We start from the raw sequence: 26,345 nt of genomic DNA, 5'->3' as shown, positions 1-26,345 counted from the left end.
GGCCGGACCGTCAGGGGGTGTCACTTCGGCCAGGAGCCTTCGATGAAGTCGAGGGTGCTCTTGGTGTCCTTGCCGTTGACCCAGTCGACCATGCCCTTCCAGAGGGTGCCGGAGCCGACGGCGGCCGGCATCAGGTCGGAGCCGTCGAACCGGAAGACCGCGCTCTTGTCGAGCAGGACCTCCATCGAGAGCTTGTCGACCGCCTGCTCGACCTTGCTGACGTCGAGCTTGTTGTTCGGCGAGATCCAGTTGCCGAGCGCGGCCCGGGAGTTGGCGTACTCGCCGGTCATCAGGTACTGCCGGACCGCCTGCACCGCCGGGCCGTCGGTGAAGGCCACGGTGAACTCGCCGCCGCCGAGTACCGGCTTGCCCTTGGCCGGGTCGACGGCCGGGAAGTAGAAGGCGTAGATGTCGCCGTCCGGGCCGACCTTGGTGCCCTCCGGCAGGTAGTTGGCGTAGAAGTTCGCCTGCCGGTGCATCGAGCACTGGCCCTGGAGGATCGGCAGGCCGCCCTCCTGGAACGGGGTGGTGGTCAGGCTCTTCACGTCACCGTAGCCGCCGTTGACGTACTTCGGGTTCTTGAGGACCTGGCCCGCCTGGTCGACCGCCTGGAGTACCCGGGGGTCGTTGAACGGGATGCCGTGGGTGGTCCACTGGTCGTAGACCTCCGCCGGCTGCGTACGCAGCATCAGGTCCTCGATCCAGTCGGTCGCCGGCCAGCCGGTGGCCTCGCCCGACTCCAGCCCGACGCACCAGGGCTTCTGGTTCGTCGCCGCGATCTTGTCGCTGAGTTCCATCAACTGTTGCCAGGTGGTCGGCACCTGGTAGCCCTTCTCGGCGAACGCCTTCGGCGAGTACCAGACGAAGGACTTCACGTTCGCGCCGAGCGGCGTGCCGTAGAGCTGCCCACCAGCGGTGGCGTACTTCAGCCAGTCGGCCGGGTAGTTCGCCTCGGCCAGGGTCTTCTGCTCCGCCGTCATCGGCTTGAGCTTGTTGGCCTGGGCGAACCGGGCGAGCAGCCCGGGCTGCGGGATGAAGGCCAGGTCGGGCGGGTTGCCGCCGTCCACCTGGACCTGGAGCTGAGCCTCGAACTCGCCGCTGCCGTCGTACTTGATCTCGATGCCGGTGCAGTCCTCGAACTGCTTCCACGACTGCCGGAGCAGGTCGGCCTCGGCGTCCCGGATCGACGCGTAGATGGAAACGCTCTCGCCGTCGTGACCCTGGTAGGCCGAGTACGGTTGGCACTCCGCCGAGTCGGGGTCGAGCCCGCTCTCGCTGTCGCCGGAACAGGCGGTGGCGCCAAGTGCCAGGGCCAACACACTGGCAATCGCGAAGGCCTGGCGTGGTCTGGACTGGACCGCCATGCCGTCCTCCTTTCGTGCCGGCGTGCCGGTCACCTGTTGGCTTCCGAGCCGGCCTGTGGGCGTCACCACATGTAAGCGCTTGCAGCCAAGGTCGTCCAGACCCGGCGAGCCACGAGGCCGTAACGATTCGGAAACCTGCCAACAGCCTGCCGGTCAGCCGGAGGCTGCCCGGCTACTCGGCGGCCGGGACCGCCGGGGCGGGTTCGGGCTCGTCGAGGATCGCGGCGAAGCGCTGTTCGGCGAGGTCGAGCTGGCCGAGGATGTGTGCCCGCGCGTCGGCGGAGAGCGGGGTGTCCGGCCGGGTGACCAGGTCACGGAAGAGCGGCACCAGGGGGCGGTATTTCCGCGCCGAGCGGTGCACCTTGTCGCCGGTGGTGTGGATGACCCCCACGCCGTTGTCGGTGAAGTCGGACACCTTGATCACCCGGGCCCAGGGTTCCCCGTCCAGGCTCTCCGCCAGGTGCGCGTGGTATTGCTCGTTCCGGTCGCGGGCGGGGTCGTACTCCGGATTGGTGACCGCCGCGATCAGCCGGGCGACCCGGGGGTTGAACCGCCGGGCCACCTCGGCCAGCGCCGCCTCGGTGGCCGCCGGCCCGGTCGTCCCGGCGGGCAGTCCGGCGAGTTCCGCCGGATGGTCCTCCACCGCGTCGTGCAGCAGCGCCGCCACGATCACGTCGACGTCGGTCACCGAGTAGTAGCAGATGATCCGGATGGCCACCCGGAGCAGGTGGTTGAGGTAGGGCTCGCGAACCCGTCGGTCGTCGCGGTGCAGCGTGCCGGCGAGGTCCAGCGCCGCCGTCAGCCGGGTCTGCTCCGCCGGGGCGAAGCGCTCGGCCTCCAGCCGGAACCGGTCCCGCAGGCCGGCTTCGCCGTAGACCTCGGTCACGGCGTGCAGCGGCATGCTCCTCAGGTACGTCGGCGAGGCCATGTCGTCCAGGTATACCGGATCGGTCCGATTGGCGGGTCCTCCCCGCGCATGGTTCCGCTCTTCCGCTGGCTGAAGTTTTCTGCCACGATCAATTGATACATGGAAAACTTTCGCCATGGGAGGTCATCGTGCGCTTCCGCCTGTTCGCTTCCGTCGGTGCCGGCCTGCTGCTGGCCGCCGCGGTGCTGGTGCCGGCCTCGCCGGCCGCCGCCGCACCCACCTTCAAGGTGCCGTTCCCCTGCGGCCAGTCCTGGTCCGGGCAGACCCGGACCAACCACAGCCCGGCCAACGCGGTCGACTTCAACCGCACCGACGACCTGGGCGACCCGGTGGTGGCCAGCGCCCCCGGCACCGTCGACGTCGTCACCGACCTCGGCAACACCAGCTACGGGAAGTACGTGCGGATCAACCACGGCAGCGGGTACACGACCTACTACGCCCACCTGAACAGCTTCAACACCGCCGTCGGGCGGACCGTCGGCTACGGCACCGTGATCGGGTACGTCGGCACCACCGGCGGCTCCACCGGCCCGCACCTGCACTACGAGCAGCGGCTCAACGGTTCCGACGTCCAGGTGCGGTTCAACGGCGCGCTCGCGCTCTACTGGGGCACCCACACCTACACCAGCGACAACGCCTGCTCCGGCGGCGGCACCGGCTCCGGCACGGTGAACACCGCCGGCGGCCCGCTCACCGTCCGGTCCGGGCCGGGCACCAACTACTCCTCGGTCGGCACGGTCGCCGACGGCGCCGGGGTCACCATCTACTGCCAGACCACCGGCACCACGGTGACCGGCACCTACGGCACCAGCAACATCTGGGACCGGATCGGCACCGGCCGGTTCATCTCCGACGCGTACGTCCTCACCGGCTACGACGGCTTCATCCCCGGCGTACCACGGTGTTGAGCCGCTGACAGCCCCGGCCGCCGGTAGGCCGGACAGACAGTTCGCCGGGGCCGCCGGGCCCGGGTCACCCAGCGGGAGCGGGAGACCCGGGCGCGGTGACCCCGGCTTGTCCGTGGGGGTCTTCGGCCGTGCGTCAACTGAAGATGCTGACGCCGCCGGGGCCGACGAGCAGGCCGACGATGATGAGTACGACGCCCCAGAGGATCTGCCGCCGGAACAGTGCCAGCACACCAGCGACCACCAGTACAACCGCGAGGATCCAGAGCAGGAAGTCCATGCCTCAGGAACTACCCCCGGCGCTGACCGCGGAAACCTTGCCCGCGGTGGCCCCGGCGTACGGCGGGTGCAGGTGGAACACGCTGTACGCCTGCTTGATCACCGGGTGCGCGACGTTGCGGACCCGTACCCCGCCCGGGGTGGTGCCCCGCTCGCTGCCGGCGTGCGCGTGCCCGTGCAGCGCCAACTCGGTCGGCGCCGAGTCGATGGCCTGACCGAGCAGGTACGAGCCGAGGAACGGATAGATCTCCGGCGGTTCCCCGGCCAGAGTGTCGGGTACCGGGGCGTAGTGGGTCAGCGCCACCCGCAGGTCGCAGTCCATCTCGCGCAACGCCTCGCCGAGCTGGTCGGCGATCGCGCTGGTGGTCCGGACGAACGCCTTCATCTCGGGTTCGCCGAACTCGCTGGCGCACCGGCCGGCGAAGCCGCCGCCGAAGCCCTTCGCCCCGGCGATGCCGAGCCGCACCCCGGCACACTCCAGCACCACGTTGGTGCCCTCCAGCACCAGGATGCCGGCGTCCTCCAGTACCCGGATCACCGCCGGCACCTCGTCGCAGTGGTGGTCGTGGTTGCCGAGCACCGCGACCACCGGTACGCCGAGGTCGCCGAACTCGGTCGCCACGCAGCGGGCCTCGGACTCGGTGCCGTGCCTGGTCAGGTCACCGGCCAGCAGCAGGACGTCGGCGCTCTCCGGCAACTGTTCCAGGGCGGGCCGGAACCGCCCGACCACGTCCTGGTCCAGGTGCACGTCGCCGACCGCCGCTATCCGGATCACCATGTCGCCGCCTCCCTCACCGCAGCTCCTCCACCTCGGTCGGCGCCTGGGTACGGATCAGTCCGATGTCGACGGTCACCGGCACCTCGGGGAAGTGCTCCACCACCAGGCGGAGGATCTCCTCGCGGCGCCGGGCGCTCTCCACCTCGCCGCAGAGCAGTACGGAGTGGTCCCGGCGGGTCACCGTGATGCCCTGCTCGGCGATCTCGGTGCACTCGGTGAGCAGGCGCTGGATCGCCGCCTCCAGATAGTCGTCGGGCGGATCGGTGCCCGCCGCGCCGCGCTGGGTCATGTCGCCACCTCGCTCCGCTCGTCCATGCCGGTCATCTCCTTCTCCGCCCCGGCCGGCGAATAGCGCTTCTCCTCGCCGGTCGGCGAGTACGGCACCACGTCCAGCCGGTCCAGCAGCACCAGGAACGCCTCGGCGTACGGGGAGTGCGCCGTCTCCTTGCGTACCCGGTCCCAGTCGATCTGTTCCCGGAGCGAACGGGCCAGTGGCAGCCCACGGGCGAAGTCGCAGTAGTGCTGCGAGAAGCTGAGCAGCTTGTGCACCATCAGATGGGTGGCCGACAACACCGGCATGTGGATGGCGTCGACCGGGCGTACCACGGTGTCCCGGAACGTCTCGTCGGTGACCGGGGTCTCGATCGGCCGGTGGATCAGGTCCACCATCCGGTCGCTGTCCCAGACCTTGACCAGCCAGTCCTCCGGGGGGCGCTCGGCGGTGAAACCGGCCTCGACCAACGCCGCCAGGGCGCGCTCGGTGTCCTGCTCGCGGATGAGGAAGTCGACGTCGTGCTCGCTGGAGTGGCCGCCGTGCGCGTACACGGCGAAGCTGCCGCCCAGCGCGAACGGGATCTCGGACTGCTTGAGGACGGCGGCGACCCGTTTGAGGGTGGCAAGGAGGGTCTCGTCGCCGCGGTGATCCATCGGGCTCTCCCCGGGTCGGTGGGTCGGTCGGGTCGTCGGGTCGGTGGGCATCTGGTCAACGGGGTGGAGATTTACCGGTACCCGGCACTTCGTTCCTTCACACCTGGGCCGGGATCCGGCGGCTCACCCCTGGTCCGGGCCGAGTCCCGCCGCCCCGACCGAACCGGACGTACCGGCACGGAGGGCGTGGCCGCGCCCGCCGGGACGGGCCGGCCGGAACGGCTCATCCCGCGCGGTACGGGCTCTGTCGGGCCGGGGGGCTGCGCGCGCCGGGTACCGTTGCTGAGCGTGGCCCGAACTCTGTACGAGCGGCGGAACGGGGGACGGCTGCGGACCGTCGCCCTGGTCGGAATCGACGGCTCGGGCAAGACCACCCAGGCACACCGGTTGGCGGACGCCCTGACCACGGCTGGCATCCCGGCGACGTACTGGCAGAACGCCGGCGGGCGGCGGTGGTTCGGCCGACTGGCCCGCAAACTGGGCCGGCGGGACGCCCAGCGCCTGCTGGGCCGGGACGGGATGCTGCTGGCCGAATCGGCACTGCGCTGGCTGGCCATCGCCCGGGCACTGCTCCGCTCCCGGCTCCGCTCCCGGGTCGCCGTGATGGACCGCTACTCGGTCTGCCAGTACGCCAGCATCCGGGCGCACGGTGGCGGACGCCGCTGGGAGACCCTCGCCCGGCTCCTGTACCGGATCTTCCCGCCGCCCGACGTCACCCTGCTGCTCGCGGTGGACCCGGGTGAGGCGTACCGGCGGATCGAGGCCCGGGGCACCGACCACGAGAACATCACCTACCTGGCCGCCGGGTCGGCGGCGTACCGCTCGCTGCCGGAGTTCGCCGGGTTCGTGGTGGTGGACGCCAACCGTTCCCCGGACGAGGTGACCCGGGCGATCCGGGCCGGCCTGCGGACGTGGCTGCCGGCCGACCACCCAGTGCCCGGCCGAGGCACCGAATCACCGGTACCGCCCAGCGAATCCGCCCCCGCGCCAGGCGTTCCTGGCCCCGCGCCCGCCGATCCCGGCCCGGCCCCGCCCGTCGGCGCCCAGACCGTCGGACCCACCGACCCCACCGACCCCGCCAAGGCCGATCCGACCGGCTCGCGTGATTCGGCGGGCTCTCGTGGTGCTGCGGATCCGCTGGGTACGCCGGATCCGGCCAGCCGGTCGGCCGGGCCGGACGAGGCGGAGCCGGCCGGGGCCGGTTCGGTCAGGCCCGGCCGTACACCGGTATCGCCGCACCGCTCGTCGGCGCCGACTCGTCACTGGCCAGGAAGCGGATCACCCCGGCGATCTCCGCCGGCGCCACCCAGCGGGAGTGGTCCGCGTTGGGCTGCGCCGCCCGGTTGGCCGGCGTGTCGATGACACTCGGCAGCACGGTGTTGCACCGCACGCCCGCCGGCCGGTATTCCACCGCGACCGCCGAGGCGAAGGCGAGTACCGCCGCCTTCGCGGTGACGTAGCCGGCGGCACCGGGGAACGGGGCGAGCGCCGCCCGGGAGGAGACGCAGACCACCGATCCGCCGCCGGCCTCCAGCAGGTACGGCAGCGCGCTCCGGGTGACCAGGTAGGTCGGGCGCAGGTTGCGGACGAGCATCTGCTCGAAGTCGGCGACCGGGGTCTCGTGCACCAGCCCGCCGGCCGCGTACCCGCCGGCCAGGTTCACCACCGCCCGCAACGGCGCCCCGGAATCGCCGCCGGCCACCTCGACCGCCGCCGCGACCTGCTCCGGATCGGTGACGTCCGCCGGTATCCGCAACACACCGTCGCCCGCCTCGCCGGGCAGCGCGGGCGGCACTGCCCCGCCGGCCGGCCGCACGGGTACGACCACCCGCCACCCGGACGCGACGAACGCGGCACTGACCGCCCCGCCGAGCCCGCCCGCCCCGCCGCTGATGAGCACACTGCGATCCGCCATGCCTGCCACGCTATCGGCAGCACCGGAGACCAGTTTTTCGGACCGTTGCCGGAGCCACTCCGGTAGCCTATCGACGGATGACTATTCACCCGGACGCCGTCCCGCGTTGCGGGCTCGGTGGGCCTGTCGAGACGAAGGTGTGGTGGGAATGGCACGCTCGGCTGGGCCGACTGTCCGCAGTTTCCCACCGGTTGGGCGTACTTTCGCAGGTGTAGCGCGTCACGGTTGACGCTCCCGCCTCCGTGAAAGTAAGTTTCATCCGTGGTGAAGACTGCGAAGGTTTCTGCGAGTCACGAGACAGGTGGGCTGATTGTCCATATCAGCGGCCTGCTCCCATCGCTGTCGCCCGCCGAGCAACGGGTCGCCAGACTCGTGGTGGCCGATCCCGCTGACGCCGCTCGCCGGACCATCACAGATCTCGCGACCGCCGCCGAGACCTCCGAGGCCACCGTCATCCGGTTCTGCCGGTCGGTCGGCATGGACGGCTACCCGCAACTGCGGATCCGGCTCGCGGCCGAGGCCGCCCGCCGGGTGGAGCCGCCGGACGCCCGGGTCGTCGGCGGTGACATCCCACCCGGCGCCGACCTGGCGCAGATCATCGCGACCATCGCCTTCAGCGACGCCCGGGCCGTCGAGGAGACCGCGGAGCAGCTCGACGCGGCGGTCTGCGAGCAGGTGGTCGAGGCGATCAGCGGAGCTGGCCGGGTCGACATCTACGGCGCCGCGGCGAGCGGCTTCGTCGCCTCCGACTTCCAGCAGAAACTGCACCGGATCGGCCGGACCGCGTTCTACTTCCCGGACGTGCACACCGCGCTCACCTCGGCGGCCCTGCTCGGCAAGGGCGACGTCGCGATGGGCATCTCGCACACCGGCACCACGCTGGACGCGATCGAGGTACTGGAGCAGGCCCGGGCCCGGGGTGCCACCACGGTCGCGCTGACCAACTTCCCCCGGTCGCCGATCACCGACGTCGCGGACTACGTGCTCACCACGGCGGCGCGGGAGACGACGTACCGGTCCGGCGCGATGGCCAGCCGGCTTGCCCAGTTGACGGTGGTCGACTGCCTCTTCGTCGGGGTCGCCGCGCGCAACCGGGCCAGAGCCAAGAAGGCACTCGAGGTCACCGCCGAAGCGGTGCAGCCGCACCGGGTCAAGGGGAGACGGGCATGACAGGCGTGTGGACCAGCCGGTCCGGCGCGACGGTGCCGCAGGGCGGCGCCGGGCGCGGCGAGGCGGCGGCGGGATGAGTCACTGGCTCGGCGGTGGTCGAGGTGCTGGGGGGCGGACATGACGGCCGGACGGGTCGAGCCCGGTGCGCTACCTGCCACCCCGCGTCCGGATTCCGACGCGGGGTCCTCTTACCCGCCGGTCGAGCCGGGCCACCGGCCGGACGGCGGAGGCGCGCAGTCCGGGGACCCTGGCCCGCCGGCAGGCGCGGCCGAGGGGCGGGAGCGGCAGCCCCGGGCGGTGGTCCGGGTCAGTTCCCCGACCGAGCTGCGCAATCCGCGCAGTCGTGACCTGGACCTGATGTCCGTCCGGGACGTCCTGAAGGTGATCAACGAGGACGACCGGCGGGTACCGACCGCGGTGGCGAAGGTGCTGGACGAGATCGCCGTGGCGGTCGAGTTGGCCGTGACGGCGTTGCGGGCCGGGCGCCGGGTGCACTACTTCGGCGCGGGCACCTCGGGGCGGCTCGGTGTGCTCGACGCCGCCGAACTGGCGCCCACGTTCAACGCCCCGGACAGGTGGTTCTGTGCCCACCTGGCCGGTGGGCCGGACGCGATGCTGCGGGCCGTCGAGGATGCCGAGGACGACGAGACCGGCGGGGCAGACGAGGCGCGGGCCTGCGTACGCCCCGGTGACGTCGTGGTCGGCCTGGCCGCCAGCGGGCGTACCCCGTACGTGCTCGGGGCGCTGCGCACGGCGGCCGACCTGGGTGCGGACACCGTGCTCATCTGTGCCGATCCGGGCGCCCTGGCGGCCCGGTCGGTGACGGTGTTCATCGGGGTCGAGACCGGCCCGGAGGTGGTTACCGGTTCGACGCGGATGAAGGCCGCGACGGCCCAGAAACTGGTGTTGAACGGGTTTTCCACCGCCGTGATGGTGCGGCTGGGCCGGGTCTACTCAAACCTGATGATCGACATGGTTGCCACCAACGCCAAACTTCGGGGACGGATGATCTCGATCCTCGTGGAGGCGACCGGTTCTGCCGAGGAGGTCGCGCAGCACGCGCTGACCGAGGCCGACGGGGACCTGAAGGCCGCCCTGGTGTCGCTGTTGTCCGGTGCGGCGGTCGCCGACGCCCGTGCCGCGCTGGACCGCTCGGCCAACCAGGTACGCGGCGCGATCGCCCTGCTCGCCGGCTGAGTGCCGGCGGTCCGGAATCCGACCGACCGGCCCGGCCAGGACCCCGGCGCGGCCGTGTTCGGCCTGGCCCGGTGCGGGGTGCGCCACGGCCGGGTGTCGAAGTGCTGCTCCTGGGTTTGGGGGCGACCCGGGCCGGGCCGGACCCGGAGCGGCGGGGCCGGGAGTGTCGGGGACCCGACGGAGAGACTGTGGGACTATCTCCGGGCTCCGGATTGTTGCGTAGGCGGAAGGGTAACCCTGGAGCGGGCGGGATGAACCGACTGGCCGCGCCGTGCGTATATCGAGGCGTGACGAGCATCGCAGGACTCAGGTGACCTGGATCGCTGTGTGTCGTTGTGTGGCGATGATGCGATAGCCGGTGGACAGCCGTCGCAGGCCCGGTAGCTGCGGTATCGCCGGCTCCGACCTACCCCGATCGGGACGACTGACAGCAAACGTCGATCGTGCTTTCAGCAACTACTCAGGCATTCGTGACACTTTCGACTCACCAGATGGAATCCCTAACGCGTCTCAACTGTTGTGTAGGTGTCAGCACCGCGGGACACAGCGGAAGTTACGGGGAGGGCTGATGAACGTGGGGATGGCAGGGGCAGGAACCCGGGCCACCGGGAGGAACGACGAGGGGACCGTGGGGAACGTGGAGAAGAAGATCGTGATGCGGACCGACGAGGTCGCCGAGGAGCGCGACCTGGTCGGCGTGTACCTGCACGAGATCTCCCGCACACCGCTGCTCGACGCCGCCGCCGAGGTCGACCTCTCCAAGGCCATCGAGGCTGGCCTCTACGCTGAGCACCTGGTCGACGAGGAGAAGCTCCCGGTCGGCGTCAGCCGCGCGGAGTTGGAGCGGCTGGTGGTCGAGGGGGAGCGGGCGAAGGACCTCTTCATCCGGGCCAACCTCCGGCTGGTCGTCTCCATCGCCCGCCGGTACGTCCGCTCCGGGATGCCGATGCTGGACCTGATCCAGGAGGGCAACACCGGTCTGGTCCGGGCGGTCGAGAAGTTCGACTACGAGCGGGGCTACAAGTTCTCGACGTACGCGACCTGGTGGATCCGGCAGGCGATCAGCCGGGCGATCGCCCAGCAGGAGCGCACCGTACGGCTGCCCGTGCACCTGGTCGAGGACGTCAACCGGATGCGCAACGTGGCCCGTCAGCTCACCCGTGAGCTGGGTACCGACCCGGAGCCGGAGCAGATCGCGGCGTCGCTCGGCGTGCCCGTCGAGCGGGTACACGAGCTGGTCCGCTGGTCGCAGGACACCGTCTCGCTGGACACCCCGGTCGGCGACGACGGGGACACCAACCTCGGTGACCTGGTCGCGGACAGCGACGCACCGTCGCCCGAGGAGATCGTGCTCACCGGCCTGGAGCGGCAGCGCATCGAGGGCCTGTTGAACCACCTCGACGACCGGTCGGCCGGGATCATGCGGGCCCGGTACGGCCTGGAGGACGGCCGCGAGCACTCGCTGACCGAGGTCGCGTCCCGCTTCTCGCTCTCCCGGGAGCGGATCCGGCAGCTGGAGATCCAGGCGCTGGGCCGGCTGCGCGAGTTGGCCCGGGCCGAAGGGCTCCAGGCGGCCTGAGCGACACACACACGGGCCTGAGTGACACGGGGCCTGAGCGGACCACAGGGCCCGAGCCAACCGGGGCCTGAGCCAACGAACAGGGCTGGTGACTCCGGCGGGGTAGCCGGGGTCAGGAACTTCGACAAACCGGTGAGTGGCCGGCGTCCGACGGGGACGCCGGCCACTCGTCGTCCGTACCCGGGACCGGATGCCGGGTGTCCGCGCAGCGCCGTACCAATATCAACCACTAGGGTGACCGGCACCACGACAGTGAGTTCCACTCGCGTCGGAAGGTGCGCCAGCCCCGAACGGTCGGCGCGCCCGTCACCGACGGAGGAATCCGGGGAGGACTCCGTGCCGATCAGTCCGACCGCCCGGCGTCGCCGGCTCGGTATCGAACTGCGCCGCCTGCGCGAGCGGGAGCAGCTCACGCTTCTCCAGGTGGCACAGCGGATGAAGTGCTCCGATGCCAAGATCTCCCGGATCGAGGCGGGTAAGCACTCCACCAGGACCCGCGACGTCCTCGCCCTGCTCGACATCTACCGGGTGGCCGACGAGCGTACCCGTGAGGTGCTGGCGACCCTGGCGAAGCAGTCGACCCAGCGCGGCTGGTGGGTCACCTACGGCGGGGCGATCCCGGACTGGTTCGAGGTGTACGTCGGACTGGAGTCCGAGGCGACCGAGATCCGTACCGTGGAGACCCATCTGGTGCCCGGCCTGTTGCAGACCGAGGCGTACGCGACCGCGCTGATCCGGGCCACCCAGCCGCTCGCGCCGGCCGAGGAACTGACCCGTCAGGTCGAACTCCGGCTGGCCCGGCAACGGCGGTTGCACGAGCACGACCCGATGCGGCTGCGGGTGGTGCTCGGCGAGGCGGTACTGCGGTGCCGGGTCGGCGACGAGGCGATCATGCGCGACCAACTCGGCCACCTGGCGGTGCTGGCCGAACGGTCCCACGTCGAGCTGCGGGTGGTCCGGTTCGGCAGTCCGGCGTACACCGCCTTCGGCCGGCCGTTCGCGATCCTCGGCTTTCCCGAGCCCACCGATCCGGGCCTCGTCTACACCGAACACCGAACCGGCGCGCTCTACATCGACGAGCCGGCCCAGATCGCCTCCTTCGCGCTTGCCTTCGACCACCTGGTTGCGGCAGCGTTGTCGCGGAAAGAATCGGCGCGGCTGCTCAGGGAGACGGCGGCCTTCTGGACATGAGGAGGGCCGGACGGGATGCGGCCGGACGAAAACACGCTGACCTGGCAAAAGAGCAGCCGATCCGGGGGCGAGGGCGGCAACTGTGTCGAGGTGGCCCGGCTGACCGCCGGCGTCGCCGTACGTGACTCGAAGGACACGGACGGCCCGGTACTCCGGTTCGTGTCGACCGACTGGGTGGCCTTTCTCACGGCCCTCGGCTCCGACGGCCGGGTCCCCGGCTGACCCGGCTGCCCCGGGCCTCGGACCACCCCGGGCAGTCCACTCCTCACCCCAGCGCGGGCACCAGGATGCCGGCCAGCAGCGCCGCCAGGACGGCGGCGAGCAGCAGCAGGCTGCGGGGGTTGCCGAAGTTGAAGGTCCAGCCGACGCCGATCCGCTTCTGCACCAGGATCGCCGGGTCGTCGCGGTTGACGTAGCAGAGGCCGGCGAACCGCCAGTACCGGTCGTCGTCGGTGTGCGCGGCGTCGGGGCGTTCGGCCGACGGGGCCGGGACGGTGGCGATCCGGCTGCCGCCCTGGCCGGCGCGTACCGCCACGACGACCACGTAGGCGGTGCCGAGCAGCGCGGAGAGCAGCATCGCGGCGGTGGCCAGCGGACCCGGTGCCCGCCCCTGCCAGATCGGTACGTAGGCGAAGAGGATGGTGAGGTTTCCACAGGTGGCGAGCACCAGCAGGGCCCGGGAGACGCGCCGGAGGAAGAGCCGGTGCTGGAGGGCCGAGCGCCTCGGGGCGGAGGGCTCCAGATCGGGCCGGCTCCGGTAGGACCAGGCGACCAGGGCGACCAGCAGGACCGTGGTGACCAGTTCGATCGCCACCGGTACGCCGACCACCCACGGCGACTTCGCCTGCCAGGCCACCACCGTGGAGCCGTTGGTGCGGATCGGCACCCGCTCCGGCATCTCCGGATAGCCGGCGATTCCGACGGCGAGCGTGACCAGCGGGACCAGCAGCGCGGGTAGTACCCACGGCCAGGGCAGCCGCTCCGGCCCGGTACGCAGCGAGGTGTCCACCGCGACCCGCTGGGCGACGCCGCTGTACCAGCCGTCTTCGGCCTTGACCCGCTGGATCGCCTGGCGGGCTCGCAGGTAGAAGAGCGCGACCAGCAGCATCAGGGCCACCGTCGGCGCCAGGCCGACCAGCGCCACCCGCTCGTCGTCGCCGTCACCGGCCACGGTCAGCGTGAGGGCGACAGCGGTCAGCAGTCCGACCAGTCCACTCGCGGCGACCCTGCCCCGGAAGGTACGGACCTGACCGGCGATCGCGGCGTCGCCGGCCCGCTGGGCGGGCACCCGTACGCCGAACGGCAGTGTCGGGCGCTGGACGGAGGGCATCATCCAGGCGGAACCGACGATCGTGAGCAGCGCGAGGTTGATCCAGGCGGCCGTCATCATCGCGACTCCTCCTGACTCTCGCCGAACGTCTTCAGCACCGTGCGACAGATGTCGAGTACCTCTTCCCGGCCCAGGCCGTGCGCGGTCGCCTCGGCCAGCAGCGTGGTGACCCGGCCGGTCCAGTCGGCGACGAACTCCGGTGCCGGCGGACCCGAGTTGCCGTCCCGGAGCACCACCGCGCCCGACTTGCGGTTGATCCGCAGCAGGCGCTGCTGGCGCAGCAGGTCGTAGCCCTTGTTGACGGTGTGGAAGTTGATGCCGAAGTCGGTGGCCAGGGCGCGGGTGGAGGGCAGCGGGCTGCCCTCCTGGAGCGCGCCGCTGGCGATCGCCTCGACCACCCGGTCGCGCAGTTGCTGGTAGATCGGGACCTCGCTGTTCGGGTCCACCTCGATTATCACGCCGGCCGCCCCTCCTGTTCCACAAGTTATAGAACAGCCCGGTCTCTCCTGACAAGCTCGCCGTGGCGGCGACCGGTCCTCGATCCCTGCCCGTCGCGGTTCGTCGCCGGCCGCCGTTCGCCATCGGCCGCCGTTCGCCATCGGCTCCGAGGTCTGCTATACAACTAATAGAACAGATAGTCGTCCTGGCCAGAAGGTGGCGACCGAGGCGGCGGCGGCTGGCCGGGCGCGAGTTCGGTCGGACGTGACCGACCACGACGAGGAAACGCGGGTGGAACGGATGGCGACGATGAGGATCTCCAGCGACACGGTGGCCTTCGAGTTCGAGGGCCTGGAACGGCTCTGGCTCGGTCGGCAGGCCCTGACCGTGCCGCTGCGGTCCATCCGGCGGGTGGCGTACGTCGAGCGGCCACTGCGGCTGGCCTCCGGCGCCCGCCGGGGACTGGTGGTCAGCGGCGTCGCCAAGATCGGGGTCTGGGGCGTGTTCGGTGGCCCACGCCAGTTGGTGTACGCCCGCCGTGGCCTGCCCGGCCTGCACCTGCGGCTCGATCGGAGCATGGTGGACGGCGCCTTCGACGAGGTGGTCTTCGCCACCCCGGACGCGGCCCGCCTCGCCGCGGCCGTCGAGCGGCGTCGCCGGCACCGGCACCGGCACCGGGGACCGGGCATGAGCCGGGCGGCCGTCCCGGTCGAGGTGTCCGGGCTGACCAAGCGGTTCGGCGCGGTCACCGCCGTGCGGGAGCTGAGCTTCACCGTCCGCCCCGGGGCGATCACCGGCTTTCTCGGGCCCAACGGCGCGGGCAAGACCACGACGATGCGGATGATCCTCGGTCTGGTCAGGCCGACCTCGGGTACCGCGACGATCGGTGGCCGGCGCTACCGGGACCTGGACCGGCCCTCCGACATCGTCGGCGCGGTCTTCGACGCCTCGGCGTTCCATCCCGGGCACACCGCCCGGGACCACCTCCGGACGTACGCCGCGATGGGCGGCTACCCGGACGGCCGGGTCGACGAGCTGCTCCGGCTGCTCGGACTGTCCGACGCGGCCCACCGCCGGACGAGGACCTTCTCGACCGGCATGCGGCAGCGGCTGAACCTCGCCACCGCGCTGCTCGGCGACCCGTCGGTACTGCTGCTCGACGAGCCGGGCAACGGGCTCGACCCGGAGGGCGTCGCCTGGCTGCGGGACTTCCTCCGCGAGCTGGCCCGGGAGGGCCGGACCGTGCTGGTCTCCAGTCACGTACTGAGCGAGGTCCAGCAGTTGGTGGACGACGTCGTGGTGATCCGGGGCGGACGGCGGTTGGTGGCCGGCCGGCTCGTCGACCTCGTCGGCGCGTCGGGAAGCCTCGAACAGCTCTTCCTCCGGCTCACCTCGACCGCGCCGGACGCCGACGGCGGCGACCAGCAGCAGGCTGGCCCGGGCACGGCCACCGGTGACCGTGCCGAGACTGCGGAGGGAATCCGATGAACCGCCTGGTCCGAGCCGAGTTCCGTCGCCTGCTGGCCACCCGGCTCTGGCTGGTCGCGCTGCTGATCGCCGTGGTCTGCGGCGCTGGTCTGATCGGCCTGCTGACCCTGCTCGGTCCGGAGAACTTCGACCCGCCGATGCCGGGGCTCGACACCGAGACCGGGGTACGGGTCGTCCTCGGCATGGTCGGCTACACCATGTTCGTCCCGGCGGTGCTGGGCACGCTGGCGGTCAGCGCGGAGTACCGGCACCGGACCGTCGACTTCACCTTCCTGTTCGCGCCCCGGCGCTGGCGGGTGCTGGTGTCGAAACTGGTCGCGTACGGCGTCGCCGGGCTGGCGTACGGGCTGGTGCTCACCGGCACCGCTGCGGCGGTGTTCTTCGCCGGTACGGCGGCCCGGGGCATCAGCCCGGGACTCTCCACCGGGTCGATCCTGGAGTTGTTCGCCCGGTTGGCCCTCTCGATGGCGGTGTACACGCTGCTGGGAGTCGGGATCGGCGCGCTGGTCGGCAACCAGGTGGCGGCCCTCGCCGTGGTCGTCGGCTACTTCTACCTGCTCGAACCCCTGCTGGCGATCGTCCCCGGGGTGAGCCGGCTGTATCCGTACCTGCCGGCCGGGGCGACCGCCTCGCTGACCGGGTTCAGTTACGTCGTGGACGCGGCGGCCGAAGGGCTCGGTACCGCACCGGTCCAGCTCCTGTCACCGTTCGGCGGCGGGCTGCTGCTCGCCGGCTACGCGGCGGTGGCCACGGTGCTCGCCGTCGCCGTACCCCTGCGCCGGGATGTCACCTGAGCGCCGGGCCGACGCCCGCCCAACGGCTCAGCCGTCGAGGGGATCAGGTGTCGAGCGGCTCGGCTGTCGAGGGGCTCGGCTGTCGAGGGCTCAGCCGTCGAAGCGGGCGACCAGGTCGCCGATCCGGGCCGACGGGGAGGCGTCGCAGAGTTGGTCCACCGCCGTCATCACCAGCGGACTGTCCACTCCGGAGATTCCCTTGGCCAGCCCGATCTGCCGGATCGCGGCGACCCGCTCCTCGGGCGGGGCCTGCTGGTATTCCTCGCAGGTCGAGTCGGCGGTCAGCCCACCGGCGTCGGTGAGCCCGTCGAGCACCGCGCGGACGACCAGGCCGCCCACCACCAGCAGCAGTACGACCGCGCCGACCGCGATCCAGGGACCGTAGCGGCGCGGCCGTCGATCACCGCCCGATCCGGGTACGGCCTCCGCCGCCTCGACCGGCTCCCGGCTCTCCGGCCGGGTCGCTCCGGCGGGGGTCGTCCGGTTCGCCGGGACCGGCTTGCCGGCCGCCGCCGGCAGGGCTTCGACGGCGGCGGCCAGCTCGGCGGCGTACCCGGGATCCTCGATCGCGGCCGTGCTCAGCAGGCGCTTGACCAGCGAGTTGTTCCGGGGTTCCCGGACCAGGTCGGCCAGCGCATCCTGCTCGCCGAGGGCACGCAGCCGCTCCGCCACCAGGCCGTATAGTCGACGGGCCGGGTCCGAGTCACCGGCTGTGGCGACCTCGGGCAGGTGTGGGGCGAGGCGGTCGAGCAGCACAGCGGCGAGTTCCCTGGCCTCCGACGGAGTCATCCCGGCAGGTTAGCGCCTCTCCGGCTCCGGCACCGGATCGGGCACGGCGCGGGCCGGGGCCCGGCACCGGATCGGGCACGGTGTCGGGTCGGGCACGGCCAGGGGCGGGACCAGGGTCTCGGGGCGATCCGGGTCGGCAGGTGGCCGAACCGTTCCCGCACTTCGCCTTCATGAAAACCGCACAGACTCCTTCTAGTCTCACGCAATGTGACCAAACTCGGCGGAGCGGGTGGCCTGACCCCACTCGCGGAGGCGGTGGTCGACCTCGACGCGATCGCGCACAACGCCCGTACCCTGGCCGGCCGGACCGGTGCGGAGCTGCTCGCCGTGGTCAAGGCCGACGGGTTCGGGCACGGCGTCCTGCCGGTGGCCCGGACGGTGCTGGCGGCCGGCGCACGGTGGCTGGGCGTGACCTCCCGGGCCGAGGCGCTGACCCTGCGGGCCGGCCGCGTCGACGCGCCGGTGCTGTGCTGGCTGCACGCCGAGGACGAGGATTTCGCCCCGGTCGTCGCGGCCCGGATCGACCTGTCGGTGCCCTCCGTGGCGCACCTGCGGGGGATCGCCGCCGGTGCGGCCCGGGCCGGCGTACGGGCCGAGGTGCATCTCAAGGTCGACACCGGGCTGTCCCGCAACGGTGCGACCGACGGCGTCTGGCCCGAGCTGGTACGCCTGGCACGCGGCTTCGAGACCGTCGGGCGGATCCGGGTACGCGGCGTCTGGTCCCATCTGGCCGGCGGGGAGTTTCCGGCCGACCCCGGGGACGCCACGCAGTTGCGGCGGTTCGGTCGGGCGCTCGCGCTGGCCCGGGCCGCCGGGCTCGCGCCCGACCTGGTGCACCTGGCGAACTCGGCCGCCCTGGTCGGCCGGCCGGAGACGCACTTCGACCTGGTCCGGGCCGGCATCGCCGGCTACGGCGTGGAGCCGGTGCCGGAGCGGCCGGTGGGACTGCGGCCGGCGATGACCCTGCGGTCCCGGGTCATCCTCACCAAGCGGGTCGCGGCGGGCACCGGCATCTCCTACGGGCACGACTACGTCACGGCCGCCCCGACCACCCTGGCGCTGGTGCCGGTCGGCTACGCGGACGGGATCCCCCGGGCCGCCGCCGGAGCGGCCCAGGTGTGGATCCAGGGCCGCCGGTGCCCGGTCGCCGGTCGGGTGACCATGGACCAGATCGTCGTCGACGTCGGCGACCTGCCGGTACGCACCGGCGACGAGGTGCTGCTCTTCGGTCCCGGTGACCGGGGCGAGCCGACGGTCGTCGACTGGGCCGGCTGGGCCGGTACCAACCCCCACGAGATCTTCACCGGCATCGGATCCCGGGTCGGCCGGCGCTATCTGCCGGTGCGGGTCGAGCGGCAGAGTGGACGGGAGCGGGTCAGTGTCTGAGTCGTCGATCAGGATCGCGGTGCTCTCCGGCGGGCGCAGCGGAGAACACCGGGTCTCCCGCCGGTCGGCGGCGAGCGTACTGGAGAACCTGGATCCGGCGCGCTACCGGCCGGAACCGGTACTGATCACCCGTACCGGGCAGTGGGTCTTCGGCACCGGGATGCCGGTCAGCGTCTTCGAGGCGGTCGACCGGCTGCGTACGGTCGACGTGATCTTCCCGACCCTGCACGGCCCGTACGGCGAGGACGGCACCCTCCAGTCGGTGCTGGAACTGACCGGCGTGCCGTACGTCGGCAACGGCGTACTGGCCAGCGCCGCCGGGATGGACAAGGAGTTCACCAAGAAGCTGCTCGCCGCCGAGGGGATTCCGGTGGCCGACGCGGTGGTGTCCCGGCCGACCGACCCGGACGGGGTGCCGCCCGAGGCGGAGTTGCGCCGGCTCGGCCTGCCGGTCTTCGTCAAGCCGGCCCGGGCCGGCTCCAGCCTCGGCGTGACCCGGGTGACCGACTGGGCCGAACTGCCGGCGGCGCTGGAGTGGGCCCGGTCCAGCGATCCGAAGGTACTGGTCGAGGCGGCGGTCCCCGGCCGCGAGATCGACCTGGCGGTGCTGGAGCACCCCGACGGCCGGCTCGACGTCGGCCCGCCGCTGGAGATCCGGGTCACCGGCGACCGGTCGTTCTTCGACTACGACGCCAAGTACGACGACCCGGGCACGGTCTTCGAGATCCCGGCCCGACTGGCCGACGCGGTCACCGCCGAACTCTCCGACCTGGCGGTACGCGCGTTCCGGGCGCTCGGCTGCGCCGGGCTGGCCCGGATCGACTTCTTCCTCCGCGACGGCCTGGCCCCGGTGCTGAACGAGGTCAACACCTTCCCCGGGTTCACTCCGGTCTCGCAGTACCCCCGGATCTGGCAGGTCGCCGGGCTGGACTACCCGGAACTGCTGGACGTACTGGTCGAGAACGCACTCGCGCGCCGGCCCGACCGGTCCGGCGCGCGAGCGACCCTGCTCCAGAACTAGCGGACGCGTCCGTAGCCGTACGGGGTCATCATGTCGACGCTGGCGAGTTTGACGCTCTCGCCCGCCGATGGTGCGTGGATCACCTTGCCGCTGCCCACGAAGAGCGCGACGTGGCCGAGTCCACTGTAGAAGACGAGATCACCGGGTTTCAGTTCACCACGGCCGATGTGTGCCACCTTGTCCCACTGCATCGCCGCGTTGTGCGGCAGTGACTTGCCGGCGGCCCGCCAGGCGGCCAGGGTCAGCCCGGAGCAGTCGTAGCCGTTCGGCCCCTCGGCCGCCCAGACGTACGGGGTGCCGATCGCGTCGTAGGCGTACCGGACGGCGACACCGGCCTTGCCGGAGACCGCCGGGACACTGCCGGTGTACCTGCTGCCGGACGAGGTCGCCGACCCGTACGCCTCGCGGCGCATCTCGTAGAGCTTGGCCAGATCGCCCTCGATCTTCTTCTTGCCGCTGGCCAGTTGCTTCGCCTGGGCGGTCTGCCGGGCCAGCGTGGCGTCGAGCCGGGCCTTCTCCTCGGCGTACTGGCGCTGTGTCGCGTCGAACCCGGCGATCTGTCGGTCCCGGTCCCGGGCCAACTGCTCCAGCGCACCGAGCCGGTTGACCAGACTGCTGCCGTCGCCCCGGCTCAGCAACGCGCTCGCCGTGCTCAAGCCACCGAGCTTGTACGCCCGGGTGGCGAGTTCGGCCACCTCGGCCCGGCTCTGGTCCGCCTGCTGTTGCAGTGGTCCGATCCGGGCGCCGAGCGTGGCCGCGGCGGCCTTGCTCTCCTTGATCTCCTCGTTGAGCTTGTTGTACGACTCGACGACCTTCTCCAGTTCGGCGGAGGCCCTGTTGATCCGCTGCGTGAGCTCGCTGGCCGACGGTTCGGCCCGGGCCGCCGACATCGGGGCGAGAAGTGCCGCCGACAGGCCGGCCACGACGAGGGTACGCAGCAGGATCCGCACCGAAGACAACGTGTGCAGAACCCTTCTTCCTCACGCCACCACGGTGGAGCGTGTGGCGGCCGTACGCCACCGCGACCGCTCCTGCGGCGGCACCGGGCCGGCGCCACCCTCCAGGGATGACTGATGACCGGGCCGGCCGGTTCAACGTAACCCGGGTCCGGGATTACCGACAGTGGTCGGCGGGCGAGATGCGGCAGTGGAGAGCGATAACCAGAATGTCGTGATCACGAACCGTGCCGGCGGACGTCCCGAGCGTGATATTGGCTGGCAGTGGGCGGGATGTCGGGCCACTCCCTCGCTCTTCGCCCGATAGGTCGGTCTTGGCGGATGGTGGCTCGGGCTGAGTATGGGCAAACCACCACGGAACCGGGCAGAGGGCTGCGAGCAGCCCGGCTGCCGCCTGGAAATCTGCCAGGTGGCTGTCTGCGTCCCTTCCACTTGCTGGAGTGCGCTTCGCACAATGAATGCAGGAGCCGACAGGCTCTCCGGGGGGACCGGCGTATTAGTACACGGCGTAGTCGCCAGCAGGGGGGCGAGGTCGCGTGCAGTGAACCAGTCGTAGCTTACGGGCCGTCAGCGCGCCCGAGGTCGCCGTCCGCAAGACGATCGGCATCCGGCTGCCACCAGATGCCGATCTCTACGAACCATCCACACCAGCCCGCCTCAGGAGCCGTTGGAGGCAAGAATGGAGCCTACTCGCCCTCCCGTCCACCTGCCAGACGCGTCATTCGAGGTATCTGGACTGGCCCGCCCCCGTCCGGTCGACCTCTACCGGGAACCCGGCGTACGGATCACCAACGAGGCGTTCATCGTCGCCGGCCGCAGGTTCTCGATTTCCGGACTCACCCACCTACAGACCGCCCGTGGGCCGCACGACCGACTGACCCTGCGCGCGGTGATGGTCACCGCCGCAGTGCTGGTCGGCATCGGAGTAGCGCTGGGTTACACCGGTGACCTGCACCGGCTGCCCGCCACCACGTACGCCGGGCTCGGGCTCGCGGCCTTCGTGCCGGTCGGACTCGCCCTGGTGGGCCACCGGTGGCGACCGCCGGCGTACGAGTTGTGGGGGCGGTACAAGGGGGAGACGCTGCTGCTGTTCAGCTCCGACCACGAGCGGCAGTTCGGTCAGGTGACCCGGGCACTGATCCGGGCCCGCGAAGCCGCTCGGCTGGGCGGGCTGGCGTTTCCGCCCGCCTCGGACACCCCGTACGAGCCGATGCCGTAGTGAACCTTTTTCAACGTGAACCGCGCGGCGCATGCGCCCCGACTTCCACCTGCGGCCACGGCGGACCGCAAGGGGAGGTTGAAAAAGGTTCAATGGAGTGAGCCCGGGGCGGGGTCCGCCGGACCTTCGACGGGTCCGGCGGTGCCGCCCGGGCCACCGGTGACCGTCCGATCCGGACCCCTGTCGGACGGGAGTGCCCGTCAGCGGGCCAGCTCGGCGGCGATCTCCGAGATCCGGCGCAGCGAGTCGGCCGGGGTCAGGGCCGCGTCGCGGAGCCCGGTGAAGGTCCGCAGGTGCGCGGTCACCGCCTCGGGATCGTCGAGTACGTCCTCCAGGCCGGTGCTCTCCAGGTAGACGACGTCGGCGTCCTCCTCGGTGGCGAAGCGGATGATCACGAACTGCCCGAGCGGGGTGTAGACGGTGGAGGTGAACGGCAGCACCTGGACGGTGATCCGGCCGGAGTCGGCGAGGCCGACCAGATGCAGGAGCTGTTCCCGGATGACCGCCGGGCCGCCGGTCTGCCGGTGCAGGGCCGCCTCGTCGAAGACCACGACAATGTTCGGCGGATCGGGTCGACCGAGCATTTCCTGCTGGCGGCGCAACCGCAACGCGATGGATGCCTGTGCCTCCTCGGGATCGTCCAGTTTGGGAATTGCCGTCTTGAGGACCGCCTGCGCGTACGCCTCTGTCTGGAGCAGTCCCGGCATGCCGACCGACTGGTAGAAATAGAGTTCCGAGGACTCCGCCTCCAGTCCGATGTACGAATAATAGGCGGGCCGCAGTGCGTCACGGTATTGCGACCACCAGGTGCGCTGCCGGGACACCCGGGCCAGTTGCACCAGTTCGGCGACCTGTTCCGGATCGCGCACCTGATAGTAATCGAGCAACGCCTTGACGTCGTTGGTGGAAATCGAGACGTATCCCGCCTCTATCCGGATCAGCTTGGAGAGCGACCAGTCCATCGCGACGGCCACCTGCTCCTGGGTGAACCCGGCCGCTTCCCGGGCCCGCCGGATCGCCGAGCGGAGCTTGCGGCGACCCACCGTCGGGCCGTACGCCGTAGTCATCGGGAACGCTCCCTTCAAACGGCGCCCCGGCGGCCGAGCGAGGGGTCAATTCGGCTCATTCTGATCCCGGCAACCTGCCACCTGGCTACCGGCTACCTGCCAGATTGCCAGACTTTTGTGCAGGCTACACGGGCAGGCTGCGTTCCACCAGCGCCCCTGCTTGCCGCGACGACGCCATCACCGGTTGTGTCCATTGTCGATGTCGACATCATAATCGCGGATATTCCGGCCGTGCGGAATGCGGGGGAGACGGGTAGCCTCTGTCCGTTGTCGCGGCATCTGCCGCAACAGTATTAGTGCCGGGGAGGGTGCATGTCACAGACTGGTTCCGCCGAGCTCAACTGGCGGAAGAGCACTCGATGCGAATCGCAGCATTGTGTCGAGGTGGCTCAGGTCGGGGGCGGCGCCGCCGTCCGTGACTCGGTCGATCCGGAGCAGTCACTGCTGTTCGGTACGGGTGCCTGGCAGGCATTCGTACACGGGCTCCGCAACGCGTGAAAGCCGATCCGGAGGCGTGATTCATTCACGTTCCGGTCTGGCGGAGCCGCTGAGCACGGTGGTTGGCCTCGCTTATCGCGAGACATTCAAATGAATGAACGGTTCAACGGTCGACGGGGCGGCTCGCGGTCGTGGCCGCCCCGGGCGGCGTTCAGCCGGCCACCGGCTCCGGCTCCGGCTCCGGCTGGCGTACCTGCCGGGTGACCGCCCGCTCGGCGACGAACGAGACGAACGGGATCGTCCCGGCGAGCATGACCAGCACCATCCGGCTCAGCGGCCAGCGCGCCCGGCGACCCAGGTCGAAGGTGGCCAGCAGGTAGACCATGTAGAGGAAGCCGTGTGCCGGGCCGACCGTCTCGACGACCACCGGGTCGTCCCAGACATACTTGAGCGGCATGCCCACCACGACGAGCGCGATCAACACGACGCCGACGACGTAAGCGACCACACGGTAGCGGGTCAGGGCTGCGCCCACGGTTCATCCTTCCTGCTGCCGGCCCAGGCCGGGATAGTCGGCGGGCCGAGCGCCCGGATTGGCGTTCAGCCACGCGAGGTAGTGGTTGTATTCGGTCAGCGCCGGGTCCTCCGGCCCTTCGGCCGCCAGCCGTGGCCGGGCCGCGCGCACCGGTCGGCGTACCCCCGGAGTGGTCGGCCGGGCCGGCGGAGCGGCCGGCTCGACGGCGGGTGACCGGCCACCGCGCAGCGTGTAGCGCGCCTCGCGCACCCAGAGGAAGACGACGAACCCGGCGAAGATCGGCCACTCAAAGGCGTACGCCCAGCTCAGGGTGTTGCCCGCCAGGGCCCGGCTGATCTGCCACCAGCCGAGGGCCAGGAAACCGACCACCACCGCGACGGTGAACACGTGGCGCATGATCCACGCCGGTGTGCACAGCCGTTTCATGCCCACGAGCGTACCGGGCGGGTCGGTCCCGTCTCCGACGCGGCGTCGTAGTGTCGCCCGACCAGCCGGGGTTTGGCGGTGCCCGGTGTGGGCAACCGTCTAGTCGTCCACCCAGACGAGTTATCGGGGGCGACGATGTCCGAATCAGTACGCCACGACGAGTTCTCCCCGGCCGACGTCGGTACACCGATCGACGCCAGCCCCGAACAGCGGGTCGGCCAGTGGGACGGTGACCCGGTCCGGCACGGCGGCACCGCCAGCGACTTCGTGGTCGCCGAGGAGGAGGTGCTCGGCATCGACCCGGTCGAGCTGAGCGACGAGGACCTGTACCGGGAGATGCACAGCCTGCACCGGACCAGGCTGGACACGCTCCGGCACGCCGCCGACACCGCGCTCGGCAACCACCTGCGGCGCACCGCCGACCTGGAGACCGAGTACCTGACCCGGCACCCCGGCCGGGAGGTGGATCCGAGCCGCCTGCGGGACGGCGCGTGGTGATGGCCCGCGCCGAGCGGGGCATCTCCGCCCCGCCGGAGGTGGTGTTCAACACCGCCACCGACCCGGACCGGGTCTCGGCCTGGCTGCCCGCCCCGCTGCGCCGGACCGGCATGCCGGGACCGGAACTGGCCGCCGCCGAGCTGCGGGCCCGGTGGCGCAGCGCCGGTTCCCCGGACTGGTCGGCCCGGTTGCAGGTGTCACCGGTCGACGCCGGGGGAGCCACGGTACGACTCGAACTGGAGGCCGACCCGGCGGAACGGCGGCTGCCCGAGATCGCCGACGAGTCGCTGGCCAGCCTCGCCCGGGAGGTCGACGACAACCTCGCCCCGGGTTGAGCGTGCCGGTGTACCGGGACGGATGGCAGGCGGCAGCAGTACACGGCAGGCGGAACGTGGAACGAGGCGGGATGAACGTACGGGACAGGGTGGCGCGACTTCGGCAGGCGTACGCGCCCGACGAGTACCGGCCGCTCGGCGGCTATCTTGCGGCGATGGGCACGTACGCCGGGGTGGCGCTGGCGCTGGGCATCGCGGCGAAGACGACCGGGCGCCGGGCTCCGGACCGGCCGGGCGCCTCCGACGTCGTACTGCTGTCGGTGGCCACCCACAAGCTCAGCCGGCTGCTCTCCAAGGACGCCGTGACCAGCCCGCTGCGCGCGCCGTTCACCCGGTACGACCGGCCGATCGGCAGCGGCGAGGTGATGGAGCAGGTACGCGACCAGGGCAGCTCGACCAGGCACGCCGTCGGCGAACTGCTCAGTTGCCCGTTCTGCCTGGCCGTCTGGGTCGCCACCGGGCTGACCGGCGGTCTGGTGCTCGCCCCCCGGCTGACCCGACTGGTGGCGACGGCCTTCACCGCGGTGGCCGCCTCCGACTTCCTCCAGATGGGCTACGCCGTCGCGCAGCGCGCCGCCTCCCGGCCGTAGCACGGGGCGGCGAGCTAGCCGGGGCGGCGGCGAATTCGCTCGGCCCTCGGTGGTGCGCCCGGCCGTCGGCGGGTTCGCTCGCTCCCTGACGGCGATTCGCTGGCCCTTGACGGCGATTCGCTGGCCCTTGACGGCGATTCGCTGGCCCTTGACGGCGATTCGCTCGGCTGGCGGCTCAGCGCTGCATGCCGGACCAGCCCCGGGGCGACTCCGGCTCCCGTTCGGTGTCGGCGCCGGTGATGATCTCCTCGTCCACCGCCGTCTTGTCGTGCTCGGTGGTGAAGTCGGGATCGTCCCGTGGATCCGGGTCACCGGGTGCCTGGCCGAGCGGAACCAGGCGGGCCGGCTCCGGCCGGTCGTCTCGGGCCCGCTCCGGCCGGTCGTCTTCGGTCATCGGGTTCCCTCCTCGCACCGCCCCGGACTCCTTGCCGCCCCGGCTCTCTCCCGTGCCGCCCCCGGGGTCAGCCGGCCGTACCGCCGAGCAGGTCGGCGACCTCGTCGACCGCGTACTCGCCCTGGGGGAGTGCGGTGATCCTGGTCAACAGTTCGGCGGGTACCTCGGCGGCGACGGCCCGTCGCTGGATCTCCGACTGCGTGACCCGCTCCTGGCCGGAGTACAGGTCGTCGAGCAGGGCGTCGAGGTCCGGACTCGCCGAGTCGTCCCGGGTCGGTTGGTCGGTCACGGAGATCAGCTACCCGGTGCCGAATCGGCCAAACCCGCCCGGATGACGGCCGGGCGTCCGGTTCGCCGTACCCCCTCGCCCGCCCTCGGCGGTGACCCGTACTCGGGACGAAGCAGGTG

Annotated in this window: 31 protein-coding genes and 1 pseudogene; 16 read left to right on the top strand and 16 right to left on the bottom strand. The window is 71.4% G+C overall.

The genetic code is table 11. The annotated features are described in order from the left end of the window. Positions 1 to 20: 20 nt before the first annotated feature. On the bottom strand, positions 21 to 1,364 hold the full coding sequence (locus Pma05_RS11520) for an ABC transporter substrate-binding protein (protein WP_203857341.1): 1,344 nt from the start codon (positions 1,362 to 1,364) through the stop codon (positions 21 to 23). 172 nt (positions 1,365 to 1,536) lie between these two features. Beyond that, positions 1,537 to 2,292, bottom strand: coding sequence for an HD domain-containing protein (locus tag Pma05_RS11515; protein ID WP_203857340.1), 756 nt, complete (start codon positions 2,290 to 2,292; stop codon positions 1,537 to 1,539). A gap of 128 nt (positions 2,293 to 2,420) precedes the next feature. Here Pma05_RS11515 and Pma05_RS11510 point away from each other — a divergent pair, with 128 nt between their 5' ends. Further along, positions 2,421 to 3,200, top strand: coding sequence for a M23 family metallopeptidase (locus Pma05_RS11510; protein WP_239312199.1), 780 nt, complete (start codon positions 2,421 to 2,423; stop codon positions 3,198 to 3,200). Between the two features lie 133 nt (positions 3,201 to 3,333). Here the strand turns inward: Pma05_RS11510 and Pma05_RS11505 are convergent, their stop codons facing one another. From Pma05_RS11505 to Pma05_RS11490, 4 genes are read right to left on the bottom strand one after another with little or no spacing between them, the layout of a single operon-like run. Then, positions 3,334 to 3,477: a GPGG-motif small membrane protein gene (locus Pma05_RS11505; RefSeq protein WP_203857339.1), complete on the bottom strand. Its 144-nt coding sequence runs from the start codon at positions 3,475 to 3,477 to the stop codon at positions 3,334 to 3,336. Between the two features lie 3 nt (positions 3,478 to 3,480). Then, positions 3,481 to 4,254, bottom strand: a complete 774-nt coding sequence (locus tag Pma05_RS11500) for a metallophosphoesterase family protein (protein ID WP_203857338.1) — start codon at positions 4,252 to 4,254, stop codon at positions 3,481 to 3,483. 13 nt (positions 4,255 to 4,267) lie between these two features. Further along, entirely contained in the window at positions 4,268 to 4,543 is a 276-nt protein-coding gene (locus tag Pma05_RS11495) for a hypothetical protein (RefSeq protein ID WP_203857337.1), read from the bottom strand. After that, positions 4,540 to 5,181 (bottom strand): nucleotidyltransferase family protein, encoded by a 642-nt coding sequence (locus Pma05_RS11490; protein WP_203857336.1) that lies wholly within the window; start codon positions 5,179 to 5,181, stop codon positions 4,540 to 4,542. The genes Pma05_RS11495 and Pma05_RS11490 overlap by 4 nt, the downstream gene beginning before the upstream one ends. Positions 5,182 to 5,469: 288 nt before the next feature. Between Pma05_RS11490 and Pma05_RS11485 the strand changes: the two are divergent. Beyond that, a pseudogene (locus Pma05_RS11485) lies at positions 5,470 to 6,120 on the top strand (dTMP kinase); the annotation flags it as partial. A gap of 268 nt (positions 6,121 to 6,388) precedes the next feature. On the opposite strand, the gene Pma05_RS11480 reads toward Pma05_RS11485, so the two are convergent. Continuing rightward, the gene (locus tag Pma05_RS11480) at positions 6,389 to 7,096 is read right to left on the bottom strand and encodes an SDR family NAD(P)-dependent oxidoreductase (protein WP_203857335.1); all 708 of its coding nucleotides are present in this window, start codon (positions 7,094 to 7,096) and stop codon (positions 6,389 to 6,391) included. 261 nt (positions 7,097 to 7,357) lie between these two features. Between Pma05_RS11480 and Pma05_RS11475 the strand changes: the two genes are divergently transcribed. The 5 genes from Pma05_RS11475 (at position 7,358) to Pma05_RS11455 (ending at position 12,455) form a co-directional block, all read left to right on the top strand. Next, positions 7,358 to 8,266 (top strand): MurR/RpiR family transcriptional regulator, encoded by a 909-nt coding sequence (locus Pma05_RS11475; RefSeq protein ID WP_203857334.1) that lies wholly within the window; start codon positions 7,358 to 7,360, stop codon positions 8,264 to 8,266. A gap of 117 nt (positions 8,267 to 8,383) precedes the next feature. After that, positions 8,384 to 9,463, top strand: coding sequence for an N-acetylmuramic acid 6-phosphate etherase (locus tag Pma05_RS11470; RefSeq protein WP_203857333.1), 1,080 nt, complete (start codon positions 8,384 to 8,386; stop codon positions 9,461 to 9,463). Between the two features lie 580 nt (positions 9,464 to 10,043). Then, complete coding sequence (locus Pma05_RS11465) at positions 10,044 to 11,042, top strand: sigma-70 family RNA polymerase sigma factor (protein WP_372441454.1); 999 nt, start codon at positions 10,044 to 10,046, stop codon at positions 11,040 to 11,042. A 336-nt stretch (positions 11,043 to 11,378) separates the two neighbouring features. Further along, positions 11,379 to 12,233, top strand: a complete 855-nt coding sequence (locus Pma05_RS11460; RefSeq protein ID WP_203857331.1) for a helix-turn-helix domain-containing protein — start codon at positions 11,379 to 11,381, stop codon at positions 12,231 to 12,233. A gap of 15 nt (positions 12,234 to 12,248) precedes the next feature. Continuing rightward, positions 12,249 to 12,455 carry a DUF397 domain-containing protein gene (locus Pma05_RS11455; RefSeq protein ID WP_203857330.1) on the top strand — a complete coding sequence of 69 codons (207 nt, stop codon included), beginning with the start codon at positions 12,249 to 12,251 and terminating at the stop codon, positions 12,453 to 12,455. 43 nt (positions 12,456 to 12,498) lie between these two features. Here the strand turns inward: Pma05_RS11455 and Pma05_RS11450 are convergent, their stop codons facing one another. Together Pma05_RS11450 and Pma05_RS11445 are read right to left on the bottom strand one after the other, a co-directional pair. Further along, positions 12,499 to 13,623, bottom strand: coding sequence for a DUF1648 domain-containing protein (locus Pma05_RS11450; protein ID WP_203857329.1), 1,125 nt, complete (start codon positions 13,621 to 13,623; stop codon positions 12,499 to 12,501). Next, the gene (locus tag Pma05_RS11445) at positions 13,620 to 14,021 is read right to left on the bottom strand and encodes a GntR family transcriptional regulator (RefSeq protein WP_203857328.1); all 402 of its coding nucleotides are present in this window, start codon (positions 14,019 to 14,021) and stop codon (positions 13,620 to 13,622) included. The genes Pma05_RS11450 and Pma05_RS11445 overlap by 4 nt, the downstream gene beginning before the upstream one ends. A gap of 289 nt (positions 14,022 to 14,310) precedes the next feature. On the opposite strand from Pma05_RS11445, the gene Pma05_RS11440 reads away from it, so the two are divergent. Both Pma05_RS11440 and Pma05_RS11435 read left to right on the top strand, forming a co-directional pair. After that, positions 14,311 to 15,489: an ABC transporter ATP-binding protein gene (locus tag Pma05_RS11440; RefSeq protein WP_239312196.1), complete on the top strand. Its 1,179-nt coding sequence runs from the start codon at positions 14,311 to 14,313 to the stop codon at positions 15,487 to 15,489. Beyond that, on the top strand, positions 15,486 to 16,283 hold the full coding sequence (locus tag Pma05_RS11435; protein WP_203857327.1) for an ABC transporter permease subunit: 798 nt from the start codon (positions 15,486 to 15,488) through the stop codon (positions 16,281 to 16,283). Before Pma05_RS11440 ends, Pma05_RS11435 begins: the two co-directional genes overlap by 4 nt. A 90-nt stretch (positions 16,284 to 16,373) precedes the next feature. On the opposite strand, the gene Pma05_RS11430 is transcribed toward Pma05_RS11435, so the two are convergent. Continuing rightward, positions 16,374 to 17,072 (bottom strand): hypothetical protein, encoded by a 699-nt coding sequence (locus tag Pma05_RS11430; RefSeq protein ID WP_203857326.1) that lies wholly within the window; start codon positions 17,070 to 17,072, stop codon positions 16,374 to 16,376. A 207-nt stretch (positions 17,073 to 17,279) separates the two neighbouring features. Between Pma05_RS11430 and alr the strand changes: the two genes are divergently transcribed. Further along, positions 17,280 to 18,458 (top strand): alanine racemase, encoded by a 1,179-nt coding sequence (gene alr, locus Pma05_RS11425; protein WP_239312194.1) that lies wholly within the window; start codon positions 17,280 to 17,282, stop codon positions 18,456 to 18,458. Then, complete coding sequence (locus Pma05_RS11420) at positions 18,451 to 19,479, top strand: D-alanine--D-alanine ligase family protein (RefSeq protein ID WP_203857325.1); 1,029 nt, start codon at positions 18,451 to 18,453, stop codon at positions 19,477 to 19,479. Before alr ends, Pma05_RS11420 begins: the two co-directional genes overlap by 8 nt. Here the strand turns inward: Pma05_RS11420 and Pma05_RS11415 are convergent. Beyond that, the gene (locus Pma05_RS11415) at positions 19,476 to 20,438 is read right to left on the bottom strand and encodes a C40 family peptidase (RefSeq protein ID WP_203857324.1); all 963 of its coding nucleotides are present in this window, start codon (positions 20,436 to 20,438) and stop codon (positions 19,476 to 19,478) included. The two genes, Pma05_RS11420 and Pma05_RS11415, sit on opposite strands and share 4 nt — an antisense overlap. Before the next feature lie 676 nt (positions 20,439 to 21,114). Between Pma05_RS11415 and Pma05_RS11410 the strand changes: the two genes are divergently transcribed. Then, entirely contained in the window at positions 21,115 to 21,654 is a 540-nt protein-coding gene (locus tag Pma05_RS11410; RefSeq protein ID WP_239312192.1) for a DUF6232 family protein, read from the top strand. A 200-nt stretch (positions 21,655 to 21,854) separates the two neighbouring features. Here Pma05_RS11410 and Pma05_RS11405 read toward each other — a convergent pair whose 3' ends face one another. Then, the gene (locus tag Pma05_RS11405) at positions 21,855 to 22,721 is read right to left on the bottom strand and encodes a helix-turn-helix domain-containing protein (protein WP_203857323.1); all 867 of its coding nucleotides are present in this window, start codon (positions 22,719 to 22,721) and stop codon (positions 21,855 to 21,857) included. Between the two features lie 312 nt (positions 22,722 to 23,033). Between Pma05_RS11405 and Pma05_RS11400 the strand changes: the two genes are divergently transcribed. Further along, positions 23,034 to 23,219, top strand: coding sequence for a DUF397 domain-containing protein (locus Pma05_RS11400; protein WP_203857322.1), 186 nt, complete (start codon positions 23,034 to 23,036; stop codon positions 23,217 to 23,219). Positions 23,220 to 23,370: 151 nt separating this feature from the next. Here the strand turns inward: Pma05_RS11400 and Pma05_RS11395 are convergent, their stop codons facing one another. Both Pma05_RS11395 and Pma05_RS11390 read right to left on the bottom strand, forming a co-directional pair. Beyond that, positions 23,371 to 23,694 carry a DUF3817 domain-containing protein gene (locus Pma05_RS11395; RefSeq protein ID WP_203857321.1) on the bottom strand — a complete coding sequence of 108 codons (324 nt, stop codon included), beginning with the start codon at positions 23,692 to 23,694 and terminating at the stop codon, positions 23,371 to 23,373. 3 nt (positions 23,695 to 23,697) lie between these two features. Then, positions 23,698 to 24,120 carry a hypothetical protein gene (locus Pma05_RS11390; RefSeq protein ID WP_203857320.1) on the bottom strand — a complete coding sequence of 141 codons (423 nt, stop codon included), beginning with the start codon at positions 24,118 to 24,120 and terminating at the stop codon, positions 23,698 to 23,700. A 135-nt stretch (positions 24,121 to 24,255) separates the two neighbouring features. On the opposite strand from Pma05_RS11390, the gene Pma05_RS11385 reads away from it, so the two are divergent. The 3 genes from Pma05_RS11385 (at position 24,256) to Pma05_RS11375 (ending at position 25,543) form a co-directional block, all read left to right on the top strand. Continuing rightward, positions 24,256 to 24,618, top strand: a complete 363-nt coding sequence (locus Pma05_RS11385) for a DUF6158 family protein (RefSeq protein ID WP_239312190.1) — start codon at positions 24,256 to 24,258, stop codon at positions 24,616 to 24,618. After that, positions 24,618 to 24,953 (top strand): hypothetical protein, encoded by a 336-nt coding sequence (locus Pma05_RS11380; protein WP_203857546.1) that lies wholly within the window; start codon positions 24,618 to 24,620, stop codon positions 24,951 to 24,953. Before Pma05_RS11385 ends, Pma05_RS11380 begins: the two co-directional genes overlap by 1 nt. A 71-nt stretch (positions 24,954 to 25,024) precedes the next feature. Beyond that, the gene (locus tag Pma05_RS11375; protein ID WP_203857319.1) at positions 25,025 to 25,543 is read left to right on the top strand and encodes a DUF1360 domain-containing protein; all 519 of its coding nucleotides are present in this window, start codon (positions 25,025 to 25,027) and stop codon (positions 25,541 to 25,543) included. A gap of 175 nt (positions 25,544 to 25,718) precedes the next feature. Here the strand turns inward: Pma05_RS11375 and Pma05_RS11370 are convergent, their stop codons facing one another. Next, on the bottom strand, positions 25,719 to 25,937 hold the full coding sequence (locus tag Pma05_RS11370) for a hypothetical protein (protein ID WP_203857318.1): 219 nt from the start codon (positions 25,935 to 25,937) through the stop codon (positions 25,719 to 25,721). Positions 25,938 to 26,004: 67 nt separating this feature from the next. After that, positions 26,005 to 26,235, bottom strand: a complete 231-nt coding sequence (locus tag Pma05_RS11365; RefSeq protein WP_372441456.1) for a hypothetical protein — start codon at positions 26,233 to 26,235, stop codon at positions 26,005 to 26,007. Between the last annotated feature and the right edge of the window lie 110 nt (positions 26,236 to 26,345).

Origin of the sequence: Plantactinospora mayteni, from assembly GCF_016862935.1 — a bacterium.
Taxonomy (GTDB): domain Bacteria; phylum Actinomycetota; class Actinomycetes; order Mycobacteriales; family Micromonosporaceae; genus Plantactinospora; species Plantactinospora mayteni.
The sequence above is the reverse complement of the archived record's forward strand: the minus strand, read 5'-3'. Positions and strand labels throughout refer to the sequence as shown.